17 protein-coding genes are annotated in these 17647 nt (G+C 64.6%); 10 read left to right on the top strand and 7 right to left on the bottom strand.

Annotated elements, in window-relative coordinates; all coding sequences use genetic code 11:
* Positions 1-80: 80 nt before the first annotated feature.
* Positions 81-956 (top strand): DMT family transporter, encoded by an 876-nt coding sequence (locus ASE52_RS08065; RefSeq protein ID WP_057225008.1) that lies wholly within the window; start codon positions 81-83, stop codon positions 954-956.
* Entirely contained in the window at positions 953-2050 is a 1098-nt protein-coding gene (locus ASE52_RS08060; RefSeq protein ID WP_057225006.1) for an enoyl-CoA hydratase/isomerase family protein, read from the top strand. The genes ASE52_RS08065 and ASE52_RS08060 overlap by 4 nt, the downstream gene beginning before the upstream one ends.
* Before the next feature lie 44 nt (positions 2051-2094).
* Here ASE52_RS08060 and ASE52_RS08055 read toward each other — a convergent pair whose 3' ends face one another.
* The 4 genes from ASE52_RS08055 to smpB all read right to left on the bottom strand — a co-directional run bounded on the left by ASE52_RS08055 (position 2095) and on the right by smpB (position 4602).
* Positions 2095-3000, bottom strand: a complete 906-nt coding sequence (locus ASE52_RS08055; RefSeq protein WP_057225004.1) for an anti-sigma factor — start codon at positions 2998-3000, stop codon at positions 2095-2097.
* A gap of 23 nt (positions 3001-3023) precedes the next feature.
* Entirely contained in the window at positions 3024-3581 is a 558-nt protein-coding gene (locus tag ASE52_RS08050) for an RNA polymerase sigma factor (protein ID WP_057225002.1), read from the bottom strand.
* A 34-nt stretch (positions 3582-3615) separates the two neighbouring features.
* On the bottom strand, positions 3616-3990 hold the full coding sequence (locus ASE52_RS08045; protein WP_057225000.1) for a hypothetical protein: 375 nt from the start codon (positions 3988-3990) through the stop codon (positions 3616-3618).
* Between the two features lie 138 nt (positions 3991-4128).
* On the bottom strand, positions 4129-4602 hold the full coding sequence (smpB, locus tag ASE52_RS08040; RefSeq protein WP_010458059.1) for an SsrA-binding protein SmpB: 474 nt from the start codon (positions 4600-4602) through the stop codon (positions 4129-4131).
* Positions 4603-4719: 117 nt separating this feature from the next.
* Here smpB and ASE52_RS08035 point away from each other — a divergent pair, with 117 nt between their 5' ends.
* Positions 4720-5160: a type II toxin-antitoxin system RatA family toxin gene (locus ASE52_RS08035; RefSeq protein ID WP_010458060.1), complete on the top strand. Its 441-nt coding sequence runs from the start codon at positions 4720-4722 to the stop codon at positions 5158-5160.
* Positions 5153-5515, top strand: coding sequence for an RnfH family protein (locus tag ASE52_RS08030; RefSeq protein WP_057224997.1), 363 nt, complete (start codon positions 5153-5155; stop codon positions 5513-5515). Before ASE52_RS08035 ends, ASE52_RS08030 begins: the two co-directional genes overlap by 8 nt.
* Before the next feature lie 25 nt (positions 5516-5540).
* Here the strand turns inward: ASE52_RS08030 and ASE52_RS08025 are convergent, their stop codons facing one another.
* On the bottom strand, positions 5541-6080 hold the full coding sequence (locus ASE52_RS08025) for a DUF4124 domain-containing protein (RefSeq protein WP_057224996.1): 540 nt from the start codon (positions 6078-6080) through the stop codon (positions 5541-5543).
* A 108-nt stretch (positions 6081-6188) separates the two neighbouring features.
* On the opposite strand from ASE52_RS08025, the gene guaB reads away from it, so the two are divergent.
* The 5 genes from guaB (at position 6189) to ASE52_RS08000 (ending at position 11323) form a co-directional block, all read left to right on the top strand.
* Positions 6189-7664 (top strand): IMP dehydrogenase, encoded by a 1476-nt coding sequence (gene guaB, locus ASE52_RS08020; protein ID WP_057224993.1) that lies wholly within the window; start codon positions 6189-6191, stop codon positions 7662-7664.
* Between the two features lie 263 nt (positions 7665-7927).
* Positions 7928-8197 carry a type II toxin-antitoxin system prevent-host-death family antitoxin gene (locus tag ASE52_RS08015; RefSeq protein WP_057224991.1) on the top strand — a complete coding sequence of 90 codons (270 nt, stop codon included), beginning with the start codon at positions 7928-7930 and terminating at the stop codon, positions 8195-8197.
* Positions 8194-8628 (top strand): type II toxin-antitoxin system VapC family toxin, encoded by a 435-nt coding sequence (locus ASE52_RS08010; protein WP_057224989.1) that lies wholly within the window; start codon positions 8194-8196, stop codon positions 8626-8628. Before ASE52_RS08015 ends, ASE52_RS08010 begins: the two co-directional genes overlap by 4 nt.
* A gap of 43 nt (positions 8629-8671) precedes the next feature.
* Positions 8672-10291 carry a glutamine-hydrolyzing GMP synthase gene (gene guaA / locus ASE52_RS08005; RefSeq protein WP_057224987.1) on the top strand — a complete coding sequence of 540 codons (1620 nt, stop codon included), beginning with the start codon at positions 8672-8674 and terminating at the stop codon, positions 10289-10291.
* A gap of 30 nt (positions 10292-10321) precedes the next feature.
* Complete coding sequence (locus tag ASE52_RS08000; RefSeq protein ID WP_057224985.1) at positions 10322-11323, top strand: acyltransferase family protein; 1002 nt, start codon at positions 10322-10324, stop codon at positions 11321-11323.
* 66 nt (positions 11324-11389) lie between these two features.
* Here the strand turns inward: ASE52_RS08000 and ASE52_RS07995 are convergent, their stop codons facing one another.
* Positions 11390-12286: a hypothetical protein gene (locus tag ASE52_RS07995; RefSeq protein ID WP_057224983.1), complete on the bottom strand. Its 897-nt coding sequence runs from the start codon at positions 12284-12286 to the stop codon at positions 11390-11392.
* A 403-nt stretch (positions 12287-12689) separates the two neighbouring features.
* Between ASE52_RS07995 and ASE52_RS07990 the strand changes: the two genes are divergently transcribed.
* Positions 12690-13760 carry a DUF6352 family protein gene (locus tag ASE52_RS07990; protein ID WP_057224981.1) on the top strand — a complete coding sequence of 357 codons (1071 nt, stop codon included), beginning with the start codon at positions 12690-12692 and terminating at the stop codon, positions 13758-13760.
* Positions 13761-13860: 100 nt separating this feature from the next.
* Here ASE52_RS07990 and putA read toward each other — a convergent pair whose 3' ends face one another.
* A complete protein-coding gene (putA, locus tag ASE52_RS07985; RefSeq protein WP_057225315.1) occupies positions 13861-17607 on the bottom strand; it encodes a trifunctional transcriptional regulator/proline dehydrogenase/L-glutamate gamma-semialdehyde dehydrogenase in 3747 nt (1248 codons plus the stop codon).
* Positions 17608-17647 lie beyond the last annotated feature (40 nt).

The raw sequence follows: 17647 nt of genomic DNA, 5'->3' as shown, positions 1-17647 counted from the left end.
AAGGGCCACTGCCATGCTGTGGCCCTTTTTGCCGTCTTGAATCCCTTGTTCCCCCCAGATTCCATGAACTGCAGGTTCCCATGCTGAAGCTCACGCATTCCCGCGCGGTGGCCTTGATGGTGGCGGTGACCCTGATGTGGTCCATCGCCGGTGTGGTCACGCGCCACCTCGAACACGCGCGCAGCTTCGAGGTGACCTTCTGGCGCAGCTTCTTCACACTGCTGGCGTTGCTCATCATCTTGCCGACCTTGCAGGGCCGGGCCGTGTTTTCCTCCATGCGCCACAGCGGCCGCGCGCTGTGGGTCTCGGGCGTCTGCTGGAGCGTGATGTTCACCGCTTTCATGGTGGCGATCCTGCTCATGCCGGTGGCCAATGTGCTGGTCACCATGGCAGCGGGACCGCTGCTCACGGCGCTGTTTGCGCGTGTTTTCATCGGCCACCACATCACACCGCGCACCTGGGCTGCGATTGCGGTGGCGGGTCTGGGCATTGCGTGGATGTATGGTTCACAGATGGCGGGCCTGCCGCTGGCGGGGACCTTGGTGGCATTGTGTGTGCCGGTGGCAGCAGCCATCAACTGGACCGTGGTGCAGCATTCGCAGCGGCATGGCCATGCGGTGGATCTCGTGCCGGCCGTGCTGGTGGGCGCGGTGATTTCGGTGGTGGCCACACTGCCGCTGGCCCTGCCATTCCAAGCGTCATTGCATGACCTTGGATTGCTCGCCCTGCTGGGCGTGGTGCAATTGGCGATCCCTTGCGTGCTGGCGGTGCGCTGCGGGCGTGTGCTCAAGGCGCCCGAGATGGCGCTGCTGGGCCTGCTGGAGGTGATCTTTGGCATCTTGCTGGCATGGCTGGGTGCGGGCGAAGAGCCCAGCGTAGCGGTGCTGACAGGGGGCGCGCTGGTGATCGGTGCGCTGGTTTTCAATGAACTTTTAGGCTGGAAGGAACAAAAATGACGGAGACGACAGTGGCGGCGGAAGTCGTGAGTGAAGTGCGTGGCCAGATAGGCTTCATCACCCTGAACCGCCCACGTGCGCTCAACGCCTTGTCGCTGGGCATGGTGCGCGATCTGATGGGTATTTTGCTGGCCTGGCAGAACGATGCGCGTGTGCTCGCGGTGGCGATCCGTGGCAGCAACAAGGAGGGTCCGTTCGGTGCTTTCTGCGCCGGTGGGGACATTCGATTTCTGCACCAGGCGGGCAGCCAGGGCAATCCGCTGCTGGAAGACTTCTTCACCGAGGAATACGCGCTCAACCACCTGATTCACAACTACGGCAAGCCCTATATCGCGTTCATGGACGGCATCGTGATGGGCGGCGGCATGGGCATCAGCCAAGGTGCCGCACTGCGCGTGGTGACCGAGCGCACGAAGATGGCGATGCCCGAGACGGCCATCGGCCTGTTCCCTGACGTGGGCGGCGGCTACTTTCTCTCGCGCTGCCCCGGCCGCGTGGGCGAGTGGCTGGCGTTGACGGGTGACACCATTGGCGCGGGTGATGCCATCGAAAACCAGTTGGCGGATGGCTGTCTGCCTTTGGACCAGCAGGCGGCCGTGTGGGAGGCACTGGGAGTCCAGAGCTTTGCGGATGGCAAGGCGGCTCGAGATTTTGTTGCTTCTAAATTTATAGCTAGTGACGCTCGCCATTCAAGCGCCAGGGCCCATATTGACCAATATTTTTCGCTCCCAACCGTGGGTGCGATTGTCGCTGCGCTGGAAACTGCTGACACCGACTGGGCGCGTGCCACGGCCGCCACGCTGCGCAAGCGCTCGCCGCTGATGCTGCACGTGGTGCTGGAGCAAATCCGCCGAGCGCGCGACATGGGTCTGGCGGAAGACTTGCGCATGGAGCGCGACATGGTGCGCCACTGCTTCTTCCTGCGCCCGGGCGAGAGCGAAACACTGGAGGGCATCCGCGCCCTGGCCGTGGACAAGGACCATGCGCCGAAGTGGAACCCTGGACGTATTGAAGATGTGGCGCCGGAGATGGTGGCGCCGTTCTTCGCCAGCCCCTGGCCCACACACGCCCACCCGCTGGTCCATTTGTCCTGATCTTAGGCGGCCGGCCATGGTCGGGCCGGGCCGCAAGCGGCGCGTCAGGGGTTCAGCTGCTGGTACGCCGCTGTGGCGAGGCTCAACAACTCGGGGCGTGACAACTGTCCGCTCAGCGCGTAGCCAAAGCCGGCATCCGTCCAGTAAAAGCCCGGCACCGGGACTTCGTGTGTGAACTGGAACGCGGTGGTGGGTGCTGCCGTCGGTGCTTCCACGCGCGCTTTGGTGCCGCCCTGATTGTCATTGGCAGGGCGGGGCGGGGTGGGAGTTAGAGCGCCCAGGTACAGCGTGATTCGTTGGCCTGCGCTGTTTTGGTACATGAACTGTGCGCGCACTCCGGTATCGCCGGGCAACAACCGGCCTCCCACCAGTTCATAGCCCTGGGCGCCCAGCACAGGGACTTTCAGCTGTCGGTCCAGCCGTTTGGACAGCCATTGCACCAGGTGGTCTTGCTGGGCAGCCGTGACCTCTACCGGGTGACGCACTTCGGGTTGGTACACCGCGTGGGCCACCGAGGCCTGCTGTGCGAACCGCTGTGCCGGTTCGGCTGCCACCAGCGTGGCACCTTGGCCAGTAGCCAGTGTTTTACCGGGTAACCCTGCGGGCCACTGGCTGCGTCCCGTCCAGCCCAGCACAAAGGCCAGCAGGACAGAGGCTGCCATGCCACCCCAGCGCCACCGCTGCGCCTGTTGCTCCCGGCGGTCTGTGGCGCGCAATGCTGCGGCCAGCAAGGCGTCGGGAGCGGGGGCTTGGAGAAGGTCTTGGTGCAGGTCGTGCAGCCGCTGCCGCTGCGCCTGCCAGTGGGCCAGTGTGGCCTGTGCCTCCTCATCGTCCCGCAGTTGCTCGCGCAGCGCCTGTTCCTGGGCGGGCGGCAACTGGCCGTCCACAAGGGCATGCCAGGCGCTGCTCTCATCAGCGCGTGCTGGGGGGGCTGGGTGTTTCGGGTCCATGGTGGAGGATCGGGTCAGGGTGGCTATTTGAGGCGGCGCATCGCAGGCGTTGTGCCTGCTGCTGCGGCTGGGCCCGCCGGGGCGGCCGGTGCTGCCGGAGCCGAGCCTGGTGTGGGCTCCCGGTCCATCAGCACCCGCAGGCGCATGCGGGCTCGCGACAGGCGTGACATGACGGTACCCACCGGAATGCTCAGGATGCGTGCGGTATCTTCGTAGCTCATGTCCTCCATCGCCACTAGCAGCAGCACGGCCCGCTGGTCGGCGGGCAGGCGCTGCAGGCAGCGCTCCAGGTCCCGGGCGTCATCTGAGGGCGCGCGGGCGACTTGCAGCTGGTCTTGAACCTCATCGATGGTCAGAGGGGGCAGCGCGGGCAACGCGCGGCGTTGGTTGAGATACAGGTTGTGCATCAGGGTGAACAACCATGCGCGAAGGTCGCTGCCGTTGCGCCAAAGCAGCCACTTGCTGCAGGCCCGCTCCAGCGTGTCCTGGACCAGGTCATCGGCAGCCCAGCTGTCGCCCGTCAGCACCCGCGCGTAGCGGCGCAGGCCCGGCAGCTGTTCGATGACCTGGGTGCGATTCATGCCGTGCGGGGCCTGTGTTGCGCTGCGCGGGCTCTTACGGCCGTGCGGTGCGCCACACCTGGTTCACGCCTTCGCCCGTTTTGTCTCCAGGCTTGGTGTCCTTTATCCAGTAGTAAAGCGGCTTGCCCTTGTAGGCCAGCTGGGTCTTGCCATCATCGCGGGTGATGATGGTGTAGTTACCGCCGGGCGCCGTGCTGGCCGCGAGGGGAGGCCAGTTGGTGGCGCAGGCGCCGTTGCAGACCGATTTGCCACTGCCGGTTGTGTCGCGGTCGAAGGTGTAAAGCGTCATGCCTCCCGCGCCGACGAGTACGCCGTCTACGGTCTTCACGGGGGATTCGGACATGGACGCGCAACCCGCCATGCCAGCGATGGCGATGAGTGCGGCAGCCATTGATACCAATTTCTTCATGGGTTTCTCCTGAGAGGGTGCAGGCGGGCGCGAATACTGCCTTGCACAGGGGTAAACACATGGGTGCAGCGGTTTATTCCACGGCACCAGAAAAAACTCCTCCAAAACAGGCGCTACGTGGCCTCGTGGGGCAGGGGGCTAGCGATTCCTGCTTTTCATGGCACGTTCGACCTCGCGCTTGCCTTCGCGGTCCTTGATGGTGTCGCGCTTGTCGTGCTCGGCCTTGCCTTTGGCCAGGGCGATCTCGCATTTCACGAAGCCGTTTTTCCAGTGCAGGTTCAGGGGCACCAGGGTATAGCCCTTTTGCTCCACCTTGACGATCAGATGTTTGATGTCGTCCTTCTTGAGCAGCAGTTTTTTGGTGCGCGCCGATTCGGGATTGACGTGGGTGGAGGCGGTCTTGAGCGCATGGATCAGGCAGCCGAGCAGATACAGCTCACCGTCGCGGATCAGCACATAGCCATCGGTCAATTGCACCTTGCCCTCGCGCAGCGCCTTGACCTCCCAGCCATGCAGCACCATGCCCGCCTCGTGGCGCTCCTCGAAGAAATAGTTGAAGGCCGCCTTTTTGTTGTCGGCAATGCGGGACGTGGGATCGGGTTTTTTGGCCATGAAGATGTAGATGCGGCACAAACCGGGAGTTAAAAGGCCTCCCTACAATGGGTGGGTGTCGCTGGCAGCGATTCTAATTTCCCCCGCTTGCGCACATTGATGCCGGGCACAGTCTGCATGAAAACCGTTCACAAGTCCGTCCTCATCTGGTACAGCCCCGAAGAAATGTTTGCCCTGGTCACCGGGGTGGAGCACTACCCCCAATTTCTGCCATGGTGCGATCACGCGGGCGTATTGGAGCAAACCAAGGATGGCATGACTGCCGAGGTGGGCATCGCGTTCAGCGGGATTCGCCAGACCTTTGTGACGCGCAACACCCACGAGGCTGGGCGGCGCGTACAGATGCACCTCATCAAAGGGCCGTTTTCGCAGCTTGACGGCGATTGGCACTTCCATCCCGTGGGCGATGGCAGCCAGCGCGCCTGCAAGGTCGAGCTGAGCCTGAACTACGGCTTTGACAACGCGGCGCTGGCCGCGCTGGTGGGCCCTGTGTTCGACCGCATCGCGGGCAGCATGGTCGATGCATTTGTGAAGCGGGCGGAGCAGGTGTATGGCTGAGCTGGTGCTCAGGCCTACCGTGCAGGTCACGGTAGTGGTCTGTCTCGCCCCCCGCAGAACGCAGGAATGGGTGCTGGAGTTGCCCCAAGGCGCTACCGTGGGCGATGCACTGCGGGCCTGCGGGGCGGATGTCGCGCTGGTGCCGCAAGTCAGTGCAGAAGATGTGCCGACCTTGGGAATCTGGGGCCGTGCTGCGTCACTGGATGCGCCTGTCAAGCACCTGGACCGCGTGGAGGTTTATCGCTCGCTGAAAGTGGACCCCAAGGTGGCCCGCCGTGAGCGTTTTGCGCGCCAGGGTGCCCGCACTCCTGGTTTGTTTTCCCGTCAGCGGCCGGGGGGGAAATCGGGCTACTGACACCGCCCTTGGTGACGGCTGTGCGTCAGCGTTTGCAGTCGGCAGCGATGATGCCTTCGATGCGCTTGGATTCTGCCGCGCGGGCGGATTCGTCGAGGAAGATGCGCTCGCCTTGTGCGTTGGACTGAGTGACTGGCTTGCCCGAGTCAAACGTTGCCTTGGCCTGACGCGCACGTGTGCAGTTGTCCGCCTTGGCCTTGGCCAGCTTTTCTTCCTCCGTCTTTTTCTTGGCTGCTTCCGCGGCTTCTGCCTGTGCTTTTTTCTCTTCCAGGGCCTTGTCCTTGCCGCTGCCCGGCGCGCTGGCGGCGGGCTTTGGTGCGGAGGCTGCTGCGGTGGCGGTGGCCGCAGGCACGCCATCCGCTGGCGTGGCTGCCGCTGGGGCGGGTGCTGAACGTGGGACGCCACCACCCGGTTGCTTCAGGATATTTTTTTCAGGGGTTTCCTGTGGTGGCGGGCGGTCACTGAAGACCTTGCGGCCGTCCTTGTCGATCCACTGCCATTGCGCTGCTGCGCCCATGGTCCAGGTGCAGGCCACGGCCAGCAGGAGAAGCTTGTGCATTTTCATGCGGACAAGTTTATCCATGTGATTCCCCCCCCGCCAGTGCGTTGCGGACGGGTGGGCGTGTTTTCGCCACACGCGGCGCGGGTACAATCCTTTTTTTGGAGCTTTCTCATGCGCCTTCTTGGAAAAGCGCTCACCTTCGACGATGTGTTGCTGGTGCCAGCGTACTCCCAGGTCCTGCCCAAGGACACGTCCCTTGCGACGAAACTCTCCCGTAACATCCAGCTGAATCTGCCTCTCGTGTCCGCCGCCATGGACACCGTGACCGAGGCGCGCCTGGCCATTGCCATTGCCCAGGAGGGCGGCATCGGCATCGTGCACAAGAACCTCACGGCGCAAGAACAGGCTGCCCACGTGGCCAAAGTCAAGCGCTACGAATCGGGCGTGCTGCGTGATCCGGTGGTCATCACCCCCGAACACACCGTGCTGCAGGTGCTGCAGCTGTCCGAACAGCTCGGTATCTCGGGCTTCCCGGTGTGCGATGGCGGCAAGGTTGTGGGTATCGTCACCGGCCGCGACTTGCGTTTTGAGACGCGTTACGACGTCAAGGTCCACCAGATCATGACCCCGCGCGAAAAACTCATCACGGTCAATGAGAAGGAGGGCACCACGCCCGCCGAAGCCAAGGCGCTGCTCAACAAGCACAAGCTCGAACGCATCCTGGTCGTGAACGACGCCTTTGAGCTCAAGGGTCTGATCACGGTGAAGGACATCACCAAACAAACAAGCTTCCCCAATGCGGCGCGTGATGCCGCTGGCCGTCTGCGCGTGGGTGCTGCGGTGGGTGTGGGCGAGGGCACTGAAGAGCGCGTGGAAGCGCTGGTCAAGGCGGGTGTCGATGTCATTGTGGTGGACACCGCCCATGGCCACAGCAAGGGCGTGATCGACCGCGTGCGCTGGGTCAAGCAGAACTATCCGCAGATCGACGTGATCGGCGGCAACATCGCCACCGGCGCGGCCGCGCTGGCGCTGGTCGAAGCTGGTGCGGACGCCGTCAAGGTCGGTATCGGCCCGGGCTCCATCTGCACCACCCGCATCGTGGCCGGCGTGGGCGTGCCCCAGATCATGGCCATCGACAACGTAGCCACCGCACTCAAGGGCACGGGCGTGCCACTGATTGCCGATGGTGGCGTTCGCTACAGCGGCGACATCGCCAAGGCCCTGGCCGCTGGCGCAGGCACGGTGATGATGGGTGGCATGTTTGCGGGCACCGAAGAAGCGCCCGGCGAAGTCATCCTGTTCCAGGGCCGAAGCTACAAGAGCTACCGCGGCATGGGCAGCATCGGCGCCATGCAGCAGGGCAGTGCCGACCGCTACTTCCAGGAATCGAGCACCGGCAACCCCAATGCCGACAAGCTCGTGCCTGAAGGCATTGAAGGCCGCGTGCCCTACAAGGGTTCCATGGTTTCCATCGTCTACCAGATGGCCGGTGGCGTGCGTGCCTCCATGGGCTACTGTGGCTGCGCCACCATCGAAGAGATGAACAACAAGGCCGAGTTCGTCGAGATCACCACGGCTGGTATTCGCGAAAGCCACGTGCACGACGTGCAGATCACCAAGGAAGCGCCGAACTACCGCGCTGATTAATAAGGGACAACCCCCTAAGTCGCTTCGCGCCTTCCCCCTTCTCTCGAACAGCTTCGCCATTCGGGAAGGGGGACGCAGCCAGTGCGGCGGGGCGGCCCTTGCACGGCTGCCCTGGCTAGGATCGTGGGCGTCGCCGGACGTGGGTCTGGTCTACCATCTGAGATCCTGAGTCTGGCCTGATTGAAAATATCTGATCAGAATGATATAGTCTGACCTGAATTCACCATTCAGGCCAGACTTTTTCTTTTGAGGTCCACGCATCCATGCAGTCCGTCGGCATCTACGAAGCCAAGAGCAGGTTCTCTGCCCTGATCGAGCTGGTCGAGCAGGGCGAGGAAGTGCGCATCACCCGCCACGGCAAAGAGGTGGTGCGCCTGCTGCCTGTGCGCCGCCGCCCCGTCATCACCGACGAGCAGATCGCCCGCGAACTGGGCCAGATGGATGCCCTTCACGCCAGCATCCGCCCAGCAGCCGAGGCCGCTACTCCCGACATCCCCGACACGCTTCGCTGCAAGGGCAGGGCCGCAGCATGACCGCCTTTGTCCTCGACGCTTCCGTCACCGCCGCCTGGCTGCTGCCCGACGCGGCCAGTGAGCACACGCGCCGCCTGTACACCTTGATCCGCCGCGACGAGGTCGAGCCCCAGGCCCCCAACCTCTGGCAGTGGGAGTGCAACAACCTCATCAGCAGCGGCGTGCACAGCGGCCGCATCCCGCCCGCATCGGTTGAAGGCCTGTGGGGCGTGCTCGAAGCCATACGCCACCGCGTAGAGCTGCACGAGCTGGCCCCTGCCCAGCACAAGGCGGTGCTCGACGTGGCGCTCGATACCGGCCTGCCCACCTTCGACGCCGCTTACCTGTGGCTGGCCCGCTCCCTGCGCCTGCCCCTGGCCACGTTCGACCCCGCCCAGGCAGCCGCCGCCAAGCGCAGCGGCGTACCGCTTCTCGACCTCTCCAGCCTCTGAGCAGGCGCCCCATTTTTTGCCATCCCCTCGACCACCCACCGCCATGCAACACCAGAAAATCCTCATCCTCGATTTCGGCTCGCAAGTCACCCAGCTCATCGCCCGCCGCGTGCGCGAGGCCAATGTGTACTGCGAAGTGCACCCGTGCGATGTGACCGACGAATGGGTGCGTGACTATGCCAAGGACGGTTCGCTCAAGGGCATCATCCTGTCGGGCAGCCATGCCAGCGTGACCGAAGACACCACCGACCGCGCCCCGCAGGCCGTGTTCGATCTGGGCCTGCCCGTGCTGGGCATTTGCTACGGCATGCAAACCATGGCGCAGCAACTGGGTGGCAAGGTCGAAACCGGCCACAAGCGCGAGTTCGGCTTTGCCGCCGTGCGCGCCCGCGGCCACACCGCACTGCTCAAGGATATTGCCGACTTCACCACCGCTGAAGGCCACGGCATGCTCAACGTGTGGATGAGCCACGGCGACAAGGTCACAGAACTGCCCCCGGGCTTCAAACTCATGGCTAGCACCGACAGCTGCCCCATCGCCGGCATGGCCGACGAAGACCGCCGTTTCTACGCCGTGCAGTTCCACCCTGAAGTCACGCACACCGTGCAGGGCAAGGCGCTGCTCGACCGCTTCGTGCTCGGCATCTGTGGCACCAGCCCCGATTGGGTCATGCGCGACCACATCGCTGAAGCCGTCGAGCAGATCCGCCAGCAGGTGGGCAATGAGGAAGTGATCCTCGGCCTGTCGGGCGGCGTCGATTCGTCCGTGGCCGCAGCGCTTATCCACCGCGCCATCGGCGACCAGCTCACCTGCGTGTTCGTCGACCACGGCCTGCTGCGCCTGAACGAAGGCGACATGGTCATGGACATGTTCGTCGGCAAGCTGCACGCCAAGGTCATCCGCGTGGACGCCAGCGACCTGTTCCTGGGCAAGCTGGCGGGCGTGAGCGAGCCCGAAGCCAAGCGCAAGATCATCGGCGGCCTGTTCGTCGACGTGTTCAAGGCCGAAGCCGCGAAACTGAAGGCCGGTGACGGAGGCCACAAGGGCGCTACCTTCCTGGCCCAGGGCACCATCTACCCCGATGTCATCGAATCCGGCGGCGCCAAGAGCAAGAAGGCCGTCACCATCAAGAGCCACCACAACGTGGGCGGCCTGCCCGAGCAATTGGGCCTGAAGCTGTTGGAGCCCCTGCGCGATTTGTTCAAGGACGAAGTGCGCGAACTCGGCGTGGCTCTGGGCCTGCCGCCCGAAATGGTCTACCGCCACCCCTTCCCCGGCCCCGGACTGGGTGTGCGCATTCTGGGCGAGGTGAAGAAAGAGTATGCCGACCTGCTGCGCCGCGCCGACGCGATCTTCATCGAAGAGCTGCGCAACCACATCGACGAAGCCACCGGAAAGACCTGGTACGACCTCACCAGCCAGGCCTTCACCGTCTTCCTGCCCGTCAAGAGCGTGGGCGTGATGGGCGATGGCCGCACGTACGACTACGTGGTGGCACTGCGCGCCGTGCAGACCAGCGACTTCATGACCGCGGATTGGGCGGAGCTGCCCTACGCGCTGCTCAAGAAGGTGTCAGGCCGCATCATCAACGAGGTGCGTGGCATCAACCGCGTGACCTACGATGTGAGCAGCAAGCCGCCTGCGACGATCGAGTGGGAATAACAAGCACTGTCACGCCAAGACCTTGAAACAATGATCTGGCTTGATGCTGCGAGGGTCGTCTCGATCCTGGCCGTGGTGGTCCTGCACGTGGCCGCCAGCGTGGTGACCCTGACCGCGCTGGGCTCCTCCGGCTGGTGGTACGGCAATCTGTACGACGCACTCGTGCGCTGGTGTGTGCCGGTGTTCGTGATGGTGAGTGGGGCGTTGTTGCTCGACCCCCGCAAGACCGAGAGCGTGGCCGAGTTCTACCGCAAGCGGGCGGCGCGGGTCCTGCTGCCAATTGCTTTCTGGAGCGCGGTTTACATTCTCTGGAACCACCGGGGGGCCCTGGCCGAGCTGCGCGCGATGGATGTCTTGCACAGCGTTGCCAGAGGGTGGCCTCACTACCATCTGTGGTTTCTGTACATGATCCTGTGCCTGTACCTGTTTGTTCCCTTTCTGAGGACGCTGGTCCGCAACACAAGCCGGCGCGATCTGTGGTGGCTCGTGGCCTTGATGTTTGTGCTGTCTGGCGTGAACGAGTTTTCCCGCGTCTTCTCTGGCGATGGAGCGGGCCTCTTCATCAACTGGTTTCTGCCGTATCTGCCGTATTTCCTCTGCGGCTACCTGATCCAGACCAGTGACAGAAAGGTCCCTCTGTCCGTGTTGATGGCGGTCTTTGGGTTGGCTGTGGCGGTCACCGCCGTGGGCTGTTACTGGCTGGGCCGTGCGCAAGGGCTGGACAAAGGGCTGTATTTCTATGGCTACCTGAGCCTGTCCGTCGTTCCCATGTCGATCAGCGTGATGCTGATGCTCAAGCGATGCGCGTTGGCGGGTAGATGGGCGCAGTCTGTTCAGCGGGTTGCTCCGTTGACGCTGGGCGTCTATCTGGTGCACCCCATTTTGCTGGAGTCGTTCCGGGAATACGGTTTCAAGCCCGAGGACAATGCACCATTGCTCACCGTGCCGCTTGTGGCTGCTCTGGTGTTTGGGGGCGCGCTGGTGGTGGCGCTGGTTTTCCACCGTACCCCCTGGTTGAAGAGGTTCATTTAGGCGGACCATGCCAGACCGCGCCTCCCCCTCCCATGGAAGAAGGCAAACCCCGATGCTGGGCCAGGATCAGGCTTTGGCTTCGCCTGTAACGGGGTCGTAGGCGATTCCGTCGAAGTTGATGATGCTGTTCGTGGCGGAGTCGTAGGTGGTCAGGCGGTAGGTGTCGGCACCTTTTCCGTCCAGGCCGATGTACGGTGCGCGGGCAAAAACGACGCGGTTGTTCTGGGCCACGATTTCGTCGGGCGTCCAGCGGTTGTTCATGAGCCATTCCGACGGATTGACGCCGTCGGGCACCTCGACGACGCCATCTGTTCGCATCTTGGCGAGTGTCGGGTCCATGTTGAACCCCTCGGCCGCCAGCAGCCTGGCGGTGTTTTTCTTGTAGAACGATGCGGTCTCCGAAGGCATCTCGGTCAGGTCGCTCTTGACGAGCGTCGAGCCGTCCGTCGGGAACTTGGACAGTTTGCCGCTGCGAATGGCTTCATAGTCGGCCGCAAATTCGGGGTGGTTCTTGAAGAACATGTAGCGGCCGACCACTTCCTGGTCCCCACCGCTCAGCGACATCGAAATCATCCGCACATAGTCCGGCACTTCATAGTCTTCTGCAAAAGTGTCGCCCAGGTCACTTTCCCATTCGCGAAATTCTTCCAGGTTGCTGAAGGGCGCCTTGACTGCGGCCTGGGTCGTCCCGGTTTCCGTCGCGCCCTTGCTGCTGTAGAGGGCCGCAGTGGATTGGTAGGGTTTGGTTTGTGCGGCAGTGGTGGTAGCCCCCGTGGTGCCAGCCGCTGTTCCCTGCGCCGCCTCGGCAGACAGCTGTTCCAGCGTGGTCTGCAGTTCTTTGAGAAAGGTGACAGGGTCTGCGCCCGCGTGATTCTGGGCCGTGCGCTCGGCCGCCTTGGCCGCCATGGTGCTGGAGACGCCCAGGGACGTCAGCATGTTGGTGGCTTGTGAAATATCGAGCATCTTGCGACTCCTTCAATGGACTGGCAGTCCATGGCGTGGCACCGGGCCAATCACCGGGCCGATGGGGGTTCTATGGACGTTGCCCTGATGGTCCCTGAATTCGCCCGCGCCAATCCCGGGGTAAGCAGCGGAAAAACGGTGCTTTTCGGTACGAGGCCGCACCCTTTTCGCTGATGGGGTCGGGGCAGTCCGCGAGAGGCGCCCGCGCGCCGCATAAGCTGTGCAGAATGCGATGGCAGCAGTCACCGCCTGTGCCCGCGCCGTGCCGCAACCTTCTGTGAAACCACCCGTTGCACGCCCACATCCACTCCAGCTTCCACCCCACGTCCTCCATGGTTCGACCCTTGATGCCCCCCACTGGCTCCCTCACAACGCTCTTCCCCCTGGGGCAAAGGGCCTTCGCATGACGGCGCCCGCTGATTTCTGGCCCGGATGCGGCTTTCAGGCGCTGGCCCGGGATACGCGCGGCTGGCTGGTGCCCACCGATGCGTACCTGCAATGGCTGCTGACCCGACCCGAACTGGACCTGGTGCCGGAGTCGTGCCCGGCGGAGGTGGCTTTGCACGAATCTTTGGCCATGTCGTCAGCACGCAGCGTCGCCCCTCAGGAGTTGGCCGCTGTGCAGGATGACGACGCACGCGAAAACTACGCTGTGTTCCTGCGCTTTCGCGATGGCTTGCTGGCTGCGGGCACACTGGAGGCGTACTACCTGCAACTCATGCGCAGTGCGACGGTCAACGTGCCAGCCGTGTTCATTGACGCTGCGGTGCAGGCCCTGCTGCGCAACCTGCTCGATGACTGCAATGACGCCTTTGAAGCCCGTGCGGCCGAGATGCTGTTCCGCCCCCAGCGCATCACCCTGCAAGATGGGCAGATGTTGGCGGGCGACCGCGCAACGCTGGACATGTTGAATGAAACAGCGGGCTTGGGGGAGGTGGGGCGCCTTCTACTGCAAAGCGGCGCATTGCAGCCCACAGCGCAGGTCCAGGTACTTGCCGCCGACAACGCCGGTCAGTACTGGCAGGCGAGCGATCGCCACCATTTTTTACTCGACCTGACCCACGAGCTGACGCAGGACCTGAGCCATGGCCTGACGTTCAAGGTGACGCGCGCGCGCTCGGGCCTCAAGGCGCTGGCACGGGTGCTGGAGCGGTGGGTTGCCCACCTGCTGGGTGTTCAGGTGTTGATCGAGCCCGTGCACCAGGTCACCGACAGCGCGTGGCGCTGGCACGTGGGGTTGGACGTGGAGTCCACGGCCCTCCTCAATGACTTGTACCAGGACCACCCAGTCGATGCAGCTCGGATGGCGCGGCTGGTGAGCCTGTTCACGCTGACCTTTGCCAACCCGGCCGAGATGCGCGCCGACGTGGCGGGCAAGCCGGTGTACCTGGGGCTGGCGACCACCGCCGAGGGTGTGGTGCGCATCAAGCCGCAGAACCTGTTGCTTAATCTGCCGCTGGCATCGGCTTCTTGAATTGCTACTGAATCAATAGCTGCTAGCGCTTGATAAATAAGCGCTAGCGGCCAATTTGATTCAACTTTTCTCCGCAGGATGGCACCTCGGTGCCGGGCGATCATCCAATCGTCATCAAGCTCGCATTCCCGCCCGCAGCCGCCGTGTTCACGCTCAGCGCGCGTTCGATGATCAGGCGCTCCAGCGGGATATCCACCGCGCCGGTTGGCAGCGCTGTCACGCCCACGATCGGCCCGTGGCGTCGGGCCAGGGCGGTGCACACCGTGTGCAGAGAGGCCGCGTCACCGTGGTGCAGCACTGCGTCCAGCCCCACCGCGCTGTTTACCAGCGCGTTGTCCTGCAACGCGATCTGGGCCTGTACCCGTGTGGGCAGTTGCGCGCGCAGGCCGGCTTGATCGGTCGGCCAGAGCGCAGTGCCGCCCGTGGCCATCACAGCGGCGGTTTGTGTCAGCAGATCGTCGGTGTCTTGCGCCAAACACAGCACGCGGCTGCGCGGGGCCAGGGTGTAGACATTGCGCTCGCCCGTTGGGCCGGGCAGGGTGCGGGCAGTGCCGCTTTGGGTTTCTGCGGCAAAGCGCTCGCAGGTGCGGGCCAGGGCGGGATGGTCTTGTGCCGTAGCCCATTGCTGCAGCGTGTGGAGCGGGGCCAGCAGCCGTTCCCGCTGCGTTTCCTCAGGTGGCGCGATGCGGGCCGCGTCGGCAAAGGTGCGGGCCAGCGCGTCGGCTGGCCGCTGGGAAAGCAGCCGCAGCAGATACAGCGGCCCGCCTGCCTTGGGGCCGGTGCCCGACAGACCTTCGCCGCCAAACGGCTGCACGCCCACCACGGCACCGACCATGTTGCGGTTCACGTAGACGTTGCCCGCGTGGGCGCGGTTCACCACGCGGGCAATGGTTTCATCGATGCGGGTGTGCACGCCTTGCGTCAGGCCGTAGCCGGTGGCGTTGATCTGGTCGAGCAACTGGTCCAGGTCGTTGCGGGCGTAGCGCACCAGGTGCAGCACGGGGCCGAAGACTTCGCGTTGCAATTCGCCGATGTGGTTCAGCTCGATCAATGTGGGGGGCACAAAGGTGCCCCGTGCTCCGGCTGCCGACACATGGTTCGGGTGCTGGAATACGCGGTGGCCCTTGGCCTTGAAGGTCTCGATGTGTTGGGTAATGCCCGCTTGTGCGTCGGCATCGATCACCGGGCCCACGTCCACGCACAGTGCGCCGGGGTTGCCCACGCGCAGCTCGCCCATGGCGCCTTGCAGCATCTCGACCACACGGTCGGCAGCGTCGTCCTGCACACACAACACGCGCAGTGCGGAGCAGCGCTGGCCTGCGCTGTCAAAGGCGGACGACACGGCGTCGCCCACCACCTGTTCCACCAACGCGGACGAGTCCACGATCATCGCGTTCTGCCCGCCGGTTTCTGCAATCAGCGGGATGGGGCGGCCTGCGGCATCGAGCCGACCCGCCACGGTGCGCTGCAGGATGCGCGCCACCTCGGTGGAGCCGGTGAACATCACGCCCATCACGCGGGCGTCGCCGATCAGGCGGGCGCCCACGGTTTCGCCCTGGCCGGGCAGCAGTTGCAATGCAGCGCGGGGCACACCGGCTTGCCACAGCAGGCGCACGGCCTCGGCGGCGATCAGCGGGGTTTGTTCGGCGGGCTTGGCCAGCACGGGGTTGCCCGCAGCCAGCGCGGCCGCGACCTGGCCCATGAAGATGGCGAGTGGAAAGTTCCAGGGGCTGATACAGGCCACAGGGCCCAGCGGGATGTGGGTGGTGTTGTCGAAGGTGTTTTGCACCTGTGCCGCGTAGTAGCGCAAGAAATCCACGGCCTCGCGCACTTCGGCCACGGCGTTGCTGGCGCTCTTGCCGGCTTCGCGCATCAGCAGGCCCAGCAGGGGCAACATGCGCTCTTCCAGCAGATCGGCCGCGCGCAGCAGGGCGGCGGCACGCTCGGCGGGCGGTGTGGCAGCCCAGGGTGCTGCGGCGGCCTGGGCGTGGGCCAGCGCCTGGTCCACGTCGGCTTCGGTGGCCTCTTGCACCTGGCCCACGATGTCGCTGTGGTCGGCGGGGTTGCGCACGGGCTGGGCAGGGCCTGCAGGGGCATCGGTGCCCAGCAAGGGGCCGGCGTTCCAGGCATGGGCGGCAGTGGCTTGCAGGGCGGTAGCCAGTTCGGTCAGCGTGTTCTCGTTCGACAGGTCCAGCCCGCGCGAGTTGGTGCGGTGCGCGCCATACAGGCCCTGCGGCGTGGCAATGCGGGGGTGGGGCAGGCCCGCAGTGCCTTCCACCGCAGCTTGCTGGTCTACGACCTGCACGGGGCTGCGTACCAACTCATCCAGTGCAATCGTTTCGTCGGCAATGCGGTTCACGAACGAGGTGTTGGCGCCGTTCTCCAGCAGGCGGCGTACCAAATAGGCCAACAGGGTTTCGTGCGTGCCCACGGGGGCGTAGATGCGGCACGGGCGTCCCAATTTACCCGCAGTGATGGCGCCCACCACCTGCTCATAGAGCGGCTCGCCCATGCCGTGTAGGCACTGAAACTCGTATTGGCCCGCGTAGTAGTTGCTGCCTGCCAGTTGGTAGATGGTGGCCACCGTCTCGGCGTTGTGCGTGGCGAACTGGGGGTACACGGCCTCGGGCGCGGCCAGCAGCTTGCGTGCGCAGGCGATGTACGAAATGTCGGTGTGCACCTTGCGGGTGTAGACGGGGTAGTCCTCCAGGCCATCGACCTGGGCGCGCTTAATTTCGCTGTCCCAGTACGCGCCCTTGACCAAGCGCACCATCAGCCGGCGCTGGGTGCGGCGGGCGAGTTGAACCACGTAGTCAATGACGAACGGGCAGCGCTTTTGGTAGGCCTGGATGACAAATCCGATGCCGTTCCAGCCCGCCAGCGTGGGCTCGTGGCACAGGCGCTCCAGCAGGTCCAGCGACAGCTCCAGGCGGTCGGTTTCTTCGGCGTCGATGTTCAGGCCAATGTCGTACTGCTTGGCCAGGGCCGTGAGGCGCAACACCAGCGGGTACAGCTCGTCCATCACACGGCCAAACTGCGCGCGGCTGTAGCGCGGGTGCAGGGCCGAGAGCTTGATGGAGATGCCAGGCCCTTCGTAAATGCCGCGCCCGGCAGAGGCCTTGCCAATGGCGTGGATGGCTTGCTCGTACGAGGCGTAGTAGCGCTGCGCGTCTGCGCTGGTCAGCGCGGCCTCGCCCAGCATGTCGTACGAATAGCGAAAGCCCTCGGCCTCCATCGTGCGGGCGTTGCGCAGGGCCTCGTCAATGGTCTCGCCGGTCACAAACTGCTCGCCCATCATGCGCATCGCCATGTCCACGCCCTTGCGGATCAGCGGCTCGCCGCCCTTGCCGATCAGGCGGCTGAGCGAGTTGCCCAGGCTGCCTTCGCTGTGCGTGGCCACCAGCTTGCCGGTGATGAGCAGGCCCCAGGTGGCGGCGTTGACGAAGAGCGACGGGCTCTTGCCCAGGTGGGCATCCCACTGGCCGTGGCTGATCTTGTCGCGGATGAGCGCATCCCGCGTGGCCTTGTCGGGGATGCGCAGCAGCGCCTCGGCCAGGCACATCAGCGCCACGCCTTCTTGCGACGACAGCGAAAACTCCTGCAGCAGCCCCTGCACGATGCCTGCGCGCCCGGCGCTGGCCTTGCGTTCGCGCAGCGCCTTGGCAATGCGCAGCGCCAATTGCTCGGCGGACGCCGCTTGATCGGCAGGCAGGCGGGCCTGGGCCAGCAGCGGGGCCAGGGCCTCGGGTTCGGGGCGGCGGGTGGCGGCGGTGATGGCGGCGCGCAGTGGGTTGCTCAGCGGAGTGCGGGGAGCGAAGTCGGCAAACGGGGCGGAGGGCTGCGTCATGGCGGTGTCTTTCAGGGATTTGGCGGGGCCCAACACGGTG

The organism is Acidovorax sp. Root275 (assembly GCF_001428965.1).
Lineage (GTDB): Bacteria > Pseudomonadota > Gammaproteobacteria > Burkholderiales > Burkholderiaceae_C > Acidovorax > Acidovorax radicis.
The sequence above is the reverse complement of the archived record's forward strand: the minus strand, read 5'-3'. Positions and strand labels throughout refer to the sequence as shown.